The following is a 13,831-nucleotide window of genomic DNA, read 5'->3' as shown; positions in this document are numbered from 1 at the left end:
CAATGGTTTATTGAAAAAGTCGAAACGATATTTATAATCGGCCATCGTTACGTAATATATAAGCAAATATATGGAGGATTTATGGAAAAGCAAAAAGGAAATAAGAAGGCATATATATCTATTCGATTAAATATAATGTTCCTTTGCATATTTTTACTATTCTCAGCTATTATTGTTCAACTAGGAAAAGTGCAAATTGTAGAGGGAGAGGCTTATAAGAACCAAGTGGAAAACAATCAAAATACAACAACTAGTATCCCAGTTCCACGTGGACAAATACTAGATCGAGAAGGAAAAACAGTTGTTAATAATAAATCTCTTCGCACAATTACGTATACAAGGGTAAAGGGAATTACGAGTGAAGCTATTTTAAAAACAGCACAAGACTTGGCAAAAGTACTTGAAATGCCTGAACAAGATATAAACAAATTAACAGATATCGATAAAAAAGATTTTTGGATGCAGTTGAATACGAAACGTGCGGAAGCAATGATTACGAAAAAAGATATAGAAAAGTTTAAAGAAAAGGGAATAGAGGGAAAAGAGTTAGATAAAAAAATAGAAGAATTAAGACGAAGTCGAGTTACAGAAGTAGAATTGGCAGAATTAACAGTACAAGATTTAAAGGTGTTAGCTATTAAAAGTAAAATGAATTCAGGTTATCAACTGACACCACAAATTATAAAAAAAGATGTAACAAATCAAGAGTATGCGCAAATCAGTGAAAATCTTGCGGAGTTTCCTGGGGTAGATGCAACAGTTGATTGGGAGCGCAATTATGTAAATGGTGATTTATTTCGTTCCGTGTTAGGTAATATTACGAGTAGCGAAGAAGGTCTGCCAAAAGAAAATTTAGATTTTTATTTAGTACGCGGATATAACCGTAATGATCGTGTAGGGAAAAGTTATATTGAACAACGATATGAAGATGTGTTACATGGTACAAAAGAAGAAGTGAAAAATATTACAGATAAATCAGGAAATATTATAAATACAGAAATAATTTCTAAAGGAAAAAGTGGTAATAGTTTAACATTAACGATTGATATGGAATTACAAAAGAAAGTGGAAGAAAGTTTAGAGAAAAATTTGAGAGCTTTTAAGAGTTCAGAGCCACTATTGGACCGAGCTTTTGTTGTTATGACAAATCCGAATAACGGACAGATTTTATCTATGGCAGGCAAAAGGATTGTAGAAAAAGAAGGGAAAATGGAAATCGAGGATTTGGCATTAGGTAATATGACAACTTCGTATGAACTAGGATCAGCTGTAAAAGGTGCAACTTTATTAACTGGATATGAGACAGGGGCAATACAACCAGGAGATCAATTTTATGATGCACCGATGAAATTTAAAGGTACACAAGCTAAGAAATCGTGGAATGTATCCGGATTTGGTAATATTAATGATTTACGAGCTCTACAAGTATCTTCGAATGTATACATGTTCCAAACAGCTTTAAAAATTGCGGGCGTTAATTACGTACCAAATGGTTCATTGGATATAAAACAAGAAGCATTTAATACGATGCGCTATTATTTTAAGCAATTTGGCTTAGGAGTTCCTACGGGTATTGATTTACCGAATGAAATAATTGGACAAACTAGAAAAGTAGATAGCCAGCCTGGTTTTTTACTAGATTTTTCTATCGGTCAGTATGATACGTATACGCCATTGCAATTAGCGCAATATATTTCAACAATTGCTAATGGCGGTTATAGAATGCAACCTCAAATTGTACAAGAAATACGAGAGCAATCAATAAAAGAAGAGGTTGGCAAAGTTATTCGCTCAATAGAGCCTGTCGTATTAAATCGAATTGATATGAAGACAGAACATATTAATCGAATAAAAGAAGGCTTTAGATGGGTATTCCAAGAAGGTGATGGAACTGGCGTGAAGTATTTCAAAAATGCTTCATATAAACCAGCAGGAAAGACAGGAACAGCTCAAACTGTATATGGTGGAGATGATCCAATTGGTAGAAATGCAAAAGGAGAACGTATGGAATGCTACAACTTAACGTTAGTTGGATATGCTCCATATGATAATCCAGAAGTAGCATTCTCAGTAGTAGTTCCGTGGCTTCGTAACGATAAAAGTGGAATTAATTCTATAATTGGAAAAGAAGTTTTAGATGTATATTTTGATTTAAAACAGCAACGTATAAATGGTGAAACTACTCATACAGATGTTCCGAATCAAAATTAGAAAAACGTATACGCTTTTCTTATGGAAAGACATACTGTTTATATAAAGGTCTGTATAAAAGAAAAATGAGATTGGAAATAAGAGATAGCGACGATCATTGTGGCTATCTCTTATTTTGCTAATGACTCTCATACTAGCTAAAAATTTTTAAAAGTTTATGGAACAAATTTGTTTTGGTGATTGTCTATTATGTGTACGTAAAAAATGGTTAAGAACTTGAAAGGAATGATGATTTTGAAAAACAAGAGGATGCTAAAAATAGGAATATGCGTTAGTATATTAGGTTTAAGTTTTACAAGCCTCGAAGCTTTTACAGGAGGGCCATTGCAAGTTGAAGCGAAAGAAAAGAAAGGGCAAATAAAACATAAAAATCAGGCGACGCATAAAGAGTTCTCTCAACTTGAGAAAAAATTTGATGCTCGATTAGGTGTATATGCGATTAATACTGGTACAAAACAAACAATCGCTTATCGACCTAACGAAAGGTTTGCTTTTGCATCAACTTACAAGGCTTTCGCGGCAGGAGTATTACTGCAGCAAAACTCTACTATGAAATTAGATGAAGTTATTACTTATACGAAAGAAGACTTAGTGGATTATTCACCTGTTACAGAGAAACATGTAGATACTGGAATGACACTAGGAGAAATTGCGGAGGCTGCTGTTCGTTACAGTGATAATACTGCAGGGAACATTTTATTTAACAAAATAGGCGGACCAAAAGGATATGAAAAAGCGCTTAGACAGATGGGTGATCGTGTTACTATGTCTGATCGCTTTGAAACAGAATTAAACGAGGCTATTCCAGGAGACATTCGTGACACTAGTACAGCGAAAGCAATTGCTACGGATCTTAAAGCTTTTACGGCCGGAAATGCACTTCCAAATCATAAGCGTAACATTCTTACAGAGTGGATGAAAGGAAATGCTACAGGAGACAAACTTATTCGTGCAGGTGTACCAACCGACTGGATAGTTGCAGATAAATCAGGGGCTGGAAGTTATGGGACACGAAATGATATCGCTATCGTTTGGCCGCCAAATAAAGCACCAATTATCATCGCAATTTTATCTAGTAAAGATGAGAAAGAGGCTACCTATGATAATCAACTAATTAAAGAGGCGGCTGAAGTTGTAATTGATGCTATTAAATAATAATCTCTTAGTTATTTCAGTTCTTTACCATATGTTATTGGATGTATAAAATTAGAAAACGATTCTTTTTCGTATGAAAAGAATCGTTTTTGTATTTTTATTATTAAGAGGATAAAGGTAAAATAAATATATATGACGTATCCGATATGAAATTTCATGTACTGTACTATATTCAATAAAAAATCAAAATGTATCATATAATTCTGTTAACATAAAATAAGTGTTTTATAAAAATAAAAGGAGAGAATATGAAGAGAAATATTAATAGAATCATATTGTTTATTGGCATATTAGTAGCTTGTATTACTTTTTTATATTTACAGAACAATTTAATAGGTATAACTGAGGTTAAAATAACCTCTAGTAAAATACCCTCCTCTTTTAAAGGGTATAAAATTCTACAAATTTCAGACTTACACAATAAACAATTTGGCAATAAGCAAGGTGTATTAATTCAAAAAATTGAAAGCATAGACCCAGATATTATTGCGATTACGGGTGATTTAATTGGCAGTAAATCATACGATGCAGAAGTTAGTATGCAATTAATACGAGAAATTGTAAAGAAGTATCCTGTATATTTTGTGACAGGAAACCATGAACAATGGTCTGGAAAGTATAACCGTTTAGAAAAAGAGTTGAAGAAATATGGTGTCAATGTTTTAAGGAATGAACATGTAGGTATTCGAAAGGGTGAGCAAGAAATAAACTTGCTAGGTATTGATGATCCAGAGTTTGTTACTGGAAACCGTGATGAAGGAAATATTATAATAGATGAAATTAAAAAAGCGAAAATTGAAATGCAGCCAGATAGATATAATGTATTATTATCCCATAGGCCTGAATTTATAAAGGAATATACGAATGAGAGGTTGGATTTGGTTTTATCGGGACATGCTCATGGAGGGCAAGTTAGATTGCCATTTATCGGTGGATTAGTTGCTCCAAATCAAGGTGTTTTACCTAAATATACAGCAGGTTTATATGTAGAACAAAATACATCAATGGTAGTGAGTAGAGGATTAGGCAATAGTATCATTCCGCAAAGAATTTTTAATAGGCCAGAACTTGTAGTCGTACAGTTAAATTGAACTGTACGACTTTTTTGTGCAGAAAAATTAGGTTATATGCATTTTATACAAGTTAACATTACAATTTTGTTAAAAATTTTCTACGTTACATAAAGTAACAAAATTTGACCCTGATTGTTTGTTATAGTGTAAATAATCAAAAAACTTAAAATTTGTCGAGTGAAAAGTGTGATAAGTAATTCATGTAAAAAACTTAAAGGGGTGTACACATGCATAAAGAATACGAAATTGAAGAGTATACGGCGATTGAGGAACAAATACATTATTATTGTAAATGTTTATTAGTAACTCATCCTGATCAAATTATAAAGTATTTAGAAAAAAGATTAGAAAAATATGCAGAAACATTACAATATGCACATTTATATCCCGACACAGTTATATTACCGTTACAGCAATTAGTTATCGAATATTCTTTAGATGTTGCTAGAATTAGGAAGTATATGAATTTAAAAACGTAAAGTAAAATTTATAGTTTAAATGAAACAGAGTCGATTTTAGGAAATAAAATTCTAATGTCGACTCTGTTTCATTGTTTCATATCGTTGATTGAACATACATACTAATCAATGAAGTTTGACATATAATTAAGCAAGAGTAAAATAAAAGTGAGTACTCACTCATTTTATTGGAAAAGGAGGATGAAACGTGCAACAACCTTCAATTATTTTACGGACTGTATCAAAAAGTTTTGGAAAAAAAGAAGTGTTACACAATCTTTCATTGCAAGTTGAAAAAGCAGAAATTTTTGGTTTTGTTGGACCTTCTGGCTCGGGGAAAACAACGCTCATTAAAATGATTGCAGGTATTAATGAGGCAACGAAAGGTGAAGTGCTTGTTAATAATACTAATATGCCTAATTTAAATGAAATGAAAAGAATTGGTTATATGGCTCAAGCTGATGCATTATACGAAGAACTATCAGCATATGAAAATGCAGATTTTATGGCAACGATGTACGGATTAAAGGGAAAGCATAAAAAAGAAAGAATTGAAAAGGTTTTTGATCTTGTTCAATTATCACAACATATGAAAAAGCAAGTGCAGCATTTTTCAGGCGGGATGAAGAAGCGTTTATCATTAGCAATAGCACTCCTTCATGAACCAGAAATATTAATTTTAGATGAGCCAACAGTGGGGATAGATCCGCTTCTTAGAAAAACGATTTGGGAAAAATTTTATGATTTGAAAAAGAAAGGCACTACCATTATTGTAACAACACACATTATGGACGAAGCTGAATTTTGTGAACGCCTAGGGTTAATTAGAGAAGGAAAGCTAGTTGCGACTGGTACAACTGAAGAATTGAAAAAGCGGGTATCATCAGGAAGGATTGAAGATGTCTTTTTGTTGGAAGAGGTGGCTGAATTATGAGAGTTACCGGTGTAATCATTCGTATTATTCGCCAATTTTTTCGAGATAAACGTTCGTTAGCGATGATGTTTGGGGCACCTATGTTATTACTTTGGTTATTGTCGCTAGTGTTTACACAAAAGGACTATGTACCGCATATTGCTGTTGTTGATATGCCCGCTCAGTTAGTAAAAGTGATGAAAAGTCAGGAAGCGTCAATTTATGAATATAATACAGAAAAGGCAATGTCTGAGCTAGAAAATCAAAAGGTAGATGCAGTCATTCGTTTAGAAAATGGAAAAATGAATATTGTATTAGAAGGTAGTGATTCGTCAAAAAATCGTGCTGTACTTCAAATATTACAAAAAAATACAGAGAAGAACGATATATCAATAATGAAACCTGAAGTGAATTATTTACATGGCTCTAAAGACTTTACAATGTTTGATGGGCTTGGCCCTGTATTGATCGGTTTCTTTACATTTTTCTTTGTATTTATTTTATCAGGGGTGTCTTTCGTAAGAGAACGTTTAAGCGGTACGTTAGAAAGGTTATTATCAACTCCAATTAAAAGATGGGAAATAGTTGTAGGATATATTATTGGTTTTGGGATCTTTGCATTTATACAATCCATTATTATCGTAAGTTTTTCAGTTTACATTTTAGACTTGTATGTAGCTGGCTCTATATGGCTAACGCTACTTATTACATGTATGCTTTCTTTAACGGCATTAACTTTAGGGACATTTTTATCAGCATACGCAAATAATGAATTTCAAATGATTCAGTTTATACCGCTTGTCATTGTGCCACAAATATTCTTTTCTGGTTTGTTTCCAATTGAATCGATGAATAAGTGGCTCCAAATGTTAGGGAAATTATTTCCGCTCACATACGGCGCTGACGCAATGAGACAGGTGATGATTCGAAATCAAGGATTTACAGAGATTGCATTAGATTTAACTGTTTTACTATTTTTCTCAGTATTATTTGCAGTAGGGAATGTATTTGCATTAAAGAAACATCGAAAAATATAATGATGATACAAAGGGGTATTATAGATGAAGAAGGATTGGCTGGAAGAATTAATTGCCGCAACAAATACAGACAAACGAAATGAACGTCAAATGCGTATATTAGAGGCGGCTGTTGATATGTTTGGAGAAAAAGGTTATGCTTCAACTTCAACAAGTGAAATTGCAAAACGGGCTGGTGTAGCAGAAGGAACAATCTTCCGCTACTATAAAACGAAAAAAGATTTATTGTTAGCAGTAGTCATGCCGACATTAACGAAGTTTGCTGCACCATTTTTCGTACAAACATTCGCAAAGGAAATATTTAAATCGGAGTATGAATCATATAAAGGGCTTCTAAGAGTTGTGATTTATAATAGATTTGAATTTGCAAAAAAGCATTTTCCAATGATAAAAATATTAATTCAAGAAGTGCCATTTCAGCCAGAACTGAAAAATGAAATACAACAATTAGTAGAAACAGAGTTACTTACACATTTTAAAAAGTTGATTGCAAAGTTTCAAGAAAAAGGGGAAATTATTGAAATGCCCCCAGCTACTGTTTTACGACTTACTTTATCAGCTGTATTAGGTTTATTATTAACACGGTTTTTATTATTGCCTGAAGAAAAATGGGATGATAAAACTGAAATTGAAAATACGATTCAGTTTATATTGTACGGATTAACGCCACGAAATTAATCGTCGAAGTATGAATTACATATGTTACATTTAAGTAAAATAATAAATCGCCTTTAAAAAGGCGATTTATATTTGTTATATTTTTGATAAATAAGTACTTGTTTACGAAAAACATTCTAGATTAACGTACTTCTTTGTCTCTTCTTCTAAGACCTAATAATCCTGCTAGTCCTAATAAACCGAGCCAAGCCCAATTATTATTTCTATCACGATTATCATTTAAATCATTTGTCGTATTTACATTTCGAGTTCTCACATCATTATTAACTCTGTCTAAGTTATTGTCATTCACTCGAGTTGAAATGTCAGTGTTATTAACTCTATTCATATTAGTTCCATCGTATTCAGCTTGTGCAGATGTACCTAAAAACATAATAGATAGTGCTAAAACACTTAAAATAGATGATAATTTCTTCTTCATAAAGCTCCCTCCTTTCTTACGTATTAAATTCTCCAGAGTATGTGTATATTATTCGTTTTGCAGTATCTAAACCATCATTATAGAGCGCACATTTATAGAAAATAGAGTTAAATGATTGCTAATATATTATTTGATATATATTTGTCATAAAATTAAATGAACCAAACTTTGCTTAAAATGTTAATCTTAGTACAATTTATATTATACGGACTAGCACAAAGGAGGTAATGAAATGCGGCAATTTGCTAAACCGAAAATTGTTGTAAGTAAATGTTTAGAGTTTGATGCTTGTCGTTATAATGGAGAGATGATTCCGGATGTAACAATACGAAATTTGCAGCCATTTGTTACATTTATACCTGTTTGTCCAGAAGTCGAGATTGGATTAGGGACTCCTCGTGAAACGATACGAATTGTAGAAGAAAATGGTGAGAATAGACTTGTGCAACCGTCAACAGGAGAAGATGTAACTGAAAAAATGGAGCAGTTTTCAAATGACTTTTTACAAATGATATCGGATGTGGATGGTTTTATTTTAAAGAATCGTTCACCAAGTTGTGGTACGCGTGATGTGAAAATTTATTCTAGTTTTGAAAAAGCGCCAGCAAAAGGAAAGGGACCAGGCTTATTTGGCGGAGCAGTAATAAAAAAATTTTCGCATCTTCCTATTGAAGAGGAAGGCAGATTGTCGAATTTTATTATTAGAGAGCATTTCTTTACAAGGCTATTTACAATCGCATATTACAAGATGATTAAACATAATAAAAATATGAAAGATCTTGTATCGTTTCAGTCGGATAATAAATATTTATTTATGGCATATAATCAGGTGAAACAAAAGGAATTAGGGCGTATAATTGCAAATCACAAAAATGAAAAGATTGAAGTTGTATTTGAAAATTATGAGAAGACTTTATATGAATTATTTATGCGCACACCCCGCTATACATCAAATGTAAATGTATGTGAGCATATTTTTGGATACTTTAAAACAAAGCTGAAAAAACAAGAAAAAGATCATTTTTTAAATTTAATACAAAAGTATATAGAAAAGAAAATTCCGCTTAGTAGCTTACTTGCAATTTTAAAATCATGGGCGCTTCGATTTGATGAAAAGTATTTATTAAGACAAACATATTTCGAACCATATCCTGAAGCTTTAGTAGAGATTTCAGATTCAGGTAAAGGTAGAGATTATTAAACATAAAATTACATAATTCGACAAGAAAACTCCTATGTTGTTGTAGAACAATGTAGGAATTTTTTTGTGCATTAGTACAGAATCTGTTTTAAAATTGAATTATGACAGAATTATAACAATTATCTAACTAATGTTCTTGTCTTTTCATTCGTAATGTTTGTAGTAGAAACTCGCACGCTGTCGAAACTCAATATTCGATAAGGGGTGTGTAGCGGAATGGAATTTACTCTAACTCGCGAAAAACAAATGATTAAAGAAATGGTACGTGACTTTGCTGAAAAGGAAATCGCACCGAAAGCTGTGTATTATGACAAAACTGCAGAGTTTCCATATGAAACATTTCAAAAAATGGGCGAACTAGGATTATTAGGCATCCCATTCCCAGAAGAGTATGGAGGTTCAGGTGGCGATACAGTATCGTACGCGTTAGCAGTTGAAGAAATTGGTCGTGCTTGTGGTGGGACAGGATTAAGTTACGCTGCAACAATTTCATTAGGTGCTTCTCCAATTTATTATTTCGGTACAGAAGAACAAAAACAGAAATATTTAGTTCCAATGGCATCAGGCAAAACTTTAGGTGCTTTCGGATTAACTGAGCCGAATGCTGGATCTGATGCAGGTGGCACACAAACGAAAGCTATATTAGACGGAGACGAGTATGTTATTAGTGGTGAGAAGTGTTGGATTACAAATGCAGAGTATGCAAATACAATTATTGTAACCGCTGTCAACGGTGTTGAAGAGAATGGTAGAAAACGTATTTCTGCATTTATCGTACCGACTACTAGTGAAGGGTTAACGATTTCAAGCCCTTACGATAAGATGGGCGTACGTGCTTCTAATACATGTGAAATCGTACTTGATGGTGTACGTGTGCCGAAAGAAAATATACTTGGTGATGTAAATAAAGGGTTTAAACAATTCTTATATACACTTGATGGAGGACGTATTTCAATCGCAGCATTAGCTGTTGGTATTGCACAATCTGCATTTGAACGTGCACTGCAATATGCGAAAGAACGTCAACAATTTGGAAAATCAATTTCTAATTTCCAAGCGATTCAATTTAAATTAGCTGATATGGCAACTGAAATAGAGCTAGCGCGTAATTTAGTACATAAAGCAGCTTGGTTAAAAGATAACGATAAACCTTTCGGTAAAGAAGCGGCTATGGCAAAACTTTTCGCATCTGAAGCAGCAAGCCGTATTGCAAATCAAGCAGTGCAAATTCACGGTGGATATGGCTATATGCGTGAATATGAAGTAGAACGACATATTCGTGATGCAAAACTATTAGAAATTGGTGAAGGAACTTCTGAAATTCAACGTCTCGTAATTGCTAGACATTTAGGATGTAGATAAAAAGGAGGAATCACTATGTTTCAAAAAATATTAATTGCTAATCGCGGGGAAATCGCAGTTCGTATTATGAAAACTTGTCAAAAACTTGGCATTCGCACTGTTGCTATTTATTCTGAGGCAGATGAAAATGCCTTGCATGTAAAAATGGCAAATGAAGCTTACTTAGTAGGTGGGCCACGTGTCCAAGAAAGCTATTTAAACCTTGAAAAAATTATTGAAATAGCTAAGAAGACAAATGCTGAAGCAATCCACCCGGGGTATGGATTATTATCTGAGAATCCGTCTTTTCCGGTTCGCTGTAAAGAAGAAGGAATCGTATTTATCGGTCCATCAGAAGAAATCATTACGAAGATGGGAAGTAAAATTGAATCACGTATTGCAATGCAAGCTGCAGATGTCCCAGTAGTTCCAGGTATTACTACAAATATTGAAACTGCTGAAGAAGCAATTGAAATTGCTAAACAAATTGGTTACCCATTAATGTTGAAGGCATCCGCAGGCGGCGGAGGCATTGGAATGCAGTTGATGGAAACTGAGCAAACGCTCACCAAAGCATTTGAAAGCAACAAAACGAGAGCACAAAACTTCTTCGGTAACGGAGAAATGTATTTAGAGCGCTATATTGCAGATGCACATCATATTGAAATTCAGCTTTTAGCAGATACACATGGTAACACAGTGTATTTATGGGAGCGTGAATGTTCAGTACAGCGCCGAAATCAGAAAGTAATTGAAGAAGCACCTTCACCATTTTTAGATGAAGGTACACGAAAAGCGATGGGTGAAGTTGCTGTACAAGCTGCCAAAGCTCTAGGGTATACAAATGCTGGTACAGTTGAGTTTCTAGTAGATGATCAGAAGAACTTCTATTTCTTAGAGATGAATACGAGATTACAAGTAGAGCATCCAGTTACAGAAGAAATTACTGGTTTAGATCTTGTAGAACAACAACTTCTCATTGCATATGGTGAGAAATTATCATTTACACAAGATGATGTAAAACGTAGTGGTCATGCCATCGAGGCACGTATTTATGCAGAAGATCCAAAAAGTTTCTTCCCATCACCTGGGAAAATTACAGATTTAACGCTTCCAACAAATGTACGTATTGATCACTTTTTGGAGAATCAAGTAACAATTACACCATTCTACGATCCAATGATTGCGAAAGTCATTGCTCATGGTGAAACTCGTGAAGAAGCGATTTTGAAATTACAGGATGCTTTAGAAGAATTAAAGGTAGAAGGCATTAAAACGAACACGCCAATGTTAATTCAAGTTTTAGAAGATGATGTGTTCAAAAGCGGTATTTATACAACAGGTTTTGTAACAAAGCAACTTGTTAAAAAATAAGATTTAACAATATTAAGGGGGAAAAAATGATGACGAAAGTATATGCATCGATGGCAGGAAATGTATGGAAGATTGTTGTAGGAGTAGGAGATACAGTAGAGGAAGAGCAGGATGTCGTCATTTTGGAATCTATGAAAATGGAAATTCCAATCGTTTCAGAAGAAGCTGGCACAGTTATGAAAATTAATGTGCAAGAAGGCGATTTTGTAAATGAAGGAGATGTATTACTAGAAATTGAATAGGGAGATATAGGGGGAAGCGAATTGAAACTACCTAATTTTGCTGTCATTAAAGAAGTCGGGCCACGTGATGGCTTACAAAATGAAAAAAAGATTGTTGGCACAAAAGATAAAGTAAAATGGATTCAACTACTTACAGAGTCGGGATTATCGTACGTTGAAGTTTCCTCATTCGTTCACCCTAAATGGGTCCCTGCATTAGCAGATGCAAATGATGTGTTTTCTGAGCTGAAAAGGGATCCAAATGTTACATATGCAGCGCTTGTTCCAAATCAGAATGGTTTGGAACGAGCTTTTTTGCAAAATGTAGATGAGGTGAATGTTTTTTTATCAGCAAGTGAATCTCATAATAAAAGTAATATTAATAAATCAATTAAAGAAGCATTAGCTGTAATTGAAGATATAACAAAACAGGCATTATTCGAAGGGAAAAAGGTAAGGGGCTATGTTTCTACTGTATTTGGCTGTCCTTATGAAGGAGATATAAGCGTCGTAGCAGTTGACGAATTATGTAATCAACTATTTTCATATGGCATTTATGAAGTATCTCTTGGTGACACGATCGGTGTAGCGAATCCGTTACAAGTAGAGAAAGTATTAGAACATTTATTAAAGAAATATGATGCTTCGCAGTTTGCAATGCACTTCCATAATACGTATGGGATGGCTCTGGCGAATGTAGTTAAGTCATTGGAATATGGTATTACTACATTTGATAGTTCTTGTGGTGGTCTTGGTGGCTGTCCATATGCACCAGGAGCATCAGGCAATGTTGCAACTGATGACTTAGTTCATATGCTCCATAAGTTAGGGGTTCAAACGAATATTGATGAAGAGAAGTTATTGAGAGCGAGTCAATTTATTCAAAGTAAATTAAATATCCAATTACCCAGTCATGTGTATAGAGCGCTTCAACATAAAACGATAAGTAGGTGAGAAGATGCTACAATTACAAAACATTTCAGTTGATTATGTAACACCTCACGTTGTAAAGATTTCATTATATCGTGAAAGACAAGCAAACTCATTATCTTTAGCGTTATTAGAAGAGTTACAAAACATATTAACTCAAATAAATGAAGAGTCAAATACACGTGTAGTTATTCTAACAGGTGCTGGTGAAAAAGCATTTTGTGCCGGAGCTGATTTAAAAGAACGTGCTGGCATGAATGAAGAAGAAGTTCGTCATGCTGTTAGTATGATTCGTTCTACTATGCAAATGGTTGAACAATTACCACAGCCAGTTATTGCTGCTATAAATGGAATCGCACTTGGTGGTGGTACGGAATTAAGTTTAGCTTGTGATTTTAGAATTGCTTCAGACACTGCAAGTCTTGGTCTTACTGAAACGACTCTTGCAATTATACCAGGAGCAGGTGGTACGCAGCGTTTACCAAGATTAATTGGTGTTGGTAGAGCGAAAGAATTAATTTATACAGGCAGACGCATTTCGGCGCAAGAAGCGAAAGAATATGGTCTAGTAGAATTCGTTGTACCAGCTCATTCACTTGAAGAGAAAGCAATTGAAATGGCAGAGAGAATTGCGAGTAATGGCCCAATTGCTGTTCGATTAGCAAAAGAAGCAATTTCAAACGGTATTCAAGTTGATTTACATACCGGATTACAAATGGAAAAACAAGCGTATGAAGGTGTAATCCATACGAAAGATAGATTAGAAGGATTACAAGCATTCAAGGAAAAACGCACACCAATGTATAAGGGGGAGTAAA

At 34.0% G+C, this 13,831-nt stretch carries 14 protein-coding genes; 13 read left to right on the top strand and 1 reads right to left on the bottom strand.

From position 1 onward, the window contains the following. Window positions 1-81 precede the first annotated feature (81 nt). The 7 genes from ACTFSI_RS21490 (at window position 82) to ACTFSI_RS21460 (ending at window position 7,525) form a co-directional block, all read left to right on the top strand. Window positions 82-2,211 (top strand): peptidoglycan D,D-transpeptidase FtsI family protein, encoded by a 2,130-nt coding sequence (locus tag ACTFSI_RS21490; RefSeq protein ID WP_440045639.1) that lies wholly within the window; start codon window positions 82-84, stop codon window positions 2,209-2,211. A gap of 204 nt (window positions 2,212-2,415) precedes the next feature. After that, window positions 2,416-3,366 (top strand): class A beta-lactamase Bla1, encoded by a 951-nt coding sequence (bla, locus tag ACTFSI_RS21485; protein WP_440045627.1) that lies wholly within the window; start codon window positions 2,416-2,418, stop codon window positions 3,364-3,366. Window positions 3,367-3,614: 248 nt separating this feature from the next. Further along, the gene (locus ACTFSI_RS21480) at window positions 3,615-4,457 is read left to right on the top strand and encodes a metallophosphoesterase (RefSeq protein ID WP_440045626.1); all 843 of its coding nucleotides are present in this window, start codon (window positions 3,615-3,617) and stop codon (window positions 4,455-4,457) included. 209 nt (window positions 4,458-4,666) lie between these two features. Continuing rightward, window positions 4,667-4,918, top strand: a complete 252-nt coding sequence (locus tag ACTFSI_RS21475; RefSeq protein WP_000548624.1) for a hypothetical protein — start codon at window positions 4,667-4,669, stop codon at window positions 4,916-4,918. Between the two features lie 187 nt (window positions 4,919-5,105). After that, a complete protein-coding gene (locus ACTFSI_RS21470; protein WP_242261038.1) occupies window positions 5,106-5,831 on the top strand; it encodes an ABC transporter ATP-binding protein in 726 nt (241 codons plus the stop codon). After that, window positions 5,828-6,847, top strand: a complete 1,020-nt coding sequence (locus tag ACTFSI_RS21465; RefSeq protein WP_070806068.1) for an ABC transporter permease — start codon at window positions 5,828-5,830, stop codon at window positions 6,845-6,847. Before ACTFSI_RS21470 ends, ACTFSI_RS21465 begins: the two co-directional genes overlap by 4 nt. A gap of 24 nt (window positions 6,848-6,871) precedes the next feature. Then, window positions 6,872-7,525, top strand: coding sequence for a TetR/AcrR family transcriptional regulator (locus ACTFSI_RS21460; RefSeq protein WP_440045625.1), 654 nt, complete (start codon window positions 6,872-6,874; stop codon window positions 7,523-7,525). 121 nt (window positions 7,526-7,646) lie between these two features. Here the strand turns inward: ACTFSI_RS21460 and ACTFSI_RS21455 are convergent, their stop codons facing one another. Next, window positions 7,647-7,946 (bottom strand): WGxxGxxG family protein, encoded by a 300-nt coding sequence (locus tag ACTFSI_RS21455; RefSeq protein ID WP_044792435.1) that lies wholly within the window; start codon window positions 7,944-7,946, stop codon window positions 7,647-7,649. Window positions 7,947-8,178: 232 nt separating this feature from the next. Here ACTFSI_RS21455 and ACTFSI_RS21450 point away from each other — a divergent pair, with 232 nt between their 5' ends. The 6 genes from ACTFSI_RS21450 (at window position 8,179) to ACTFSI_RS21425 (ending at window position 13,830) form a co-directional block, all read left to right on the top strand. After that, complete coding sequence (locus ACTFSI_RS21450; protein WP_440045624.1) at window positions 8,179-9,147, top strand: YbgA family protein; 969 nt, start codon at window positions 8,179-8,181, stop codon at window positions 9,145-9,147. A gap of 216 nt (window positions 9,148-9,363) precedes the next feature. Beyond that, a complete protein-coding gene (locus tag ACTFSI_RS21445) occupies window positions 9,364-10,509 on the top strand; it encodes an acyl-CoA dehydrogenase (protein ID WP_139895431.1) in 1,146 nt (381 codons plus the stop codon). 15 nt (window positions 10,510-10,524) lie between these two features. Beyond that, window positions 10,525-11,862 carry an acetyl-CoA carboxylase biotin carboxylase subunit gene (locus tag ACTFSI_RS21440; RefSeq protein ID WP_440045623.1) on the top strand — a complete coding sequence of 446 codons (1,338 nt, stop codon included), beginning with the start codon at window positions 10,525-10,527 and terminating at the stop codon, window positions 11,860-11,862. Window positions 11,863-11,888: 26 nt separating this feature from the next. Beyond that, window positions 11,889-12,104, top strand: a complete 216-nt coding sequence (locus tag ACTFSI_RS21435) for an acetyl-CoA carboxylase biotin carboxyl carrier protein subunit (protein WP_001985297.1) — start codon at window positions 11,889-11,891, stop codon at window positions 12,102-12,104. Between the two features lie 21 nt (window positions 12,105-12,125). Continuing rightward, window positions 12,126-13,037: a hydroxymethylglutaryl-CoA lyase gene (mvaB, locus tag ACTFSI_RS21430; protein ID WP_138321981.1), complete on the top strand. Its 912-nt coding sequence runs from the start codon at window positions 12,126-12,128 to the stop codon at window positions 13,035-13,037. A gap of 4 nt (window positions 13,038-13,041) precedes the next feature. Beyond that, window positions 13,042-13,830: an enoyl-CoA hydratase gene (locus ACTFSI_RS21425; protein WP_138321980.1), complete on the top strand. Its 789-nt coding sequence runs from the start codon at window positions 13,042-13,044 to the stop codon at window positions 13,828-13,830. Window position 13,831 lies beyond the last annotated feature (1 nt).

The sequence above is a fragment of the Bacillus cereus group sp. MYBK101-2 genome (assembly GCF_051918845.1).
Classification (GTDB): Bacteria; Bacillota; Bacilli; order Bacillales; family Bacillaceae_G; genus Bacillus_A; species Bacillus_A paranthracis.
Note: the sequence above shows the minus strand (reverse complement) of the source record. Positions and strands in the feature narration are given on the sequence as shown.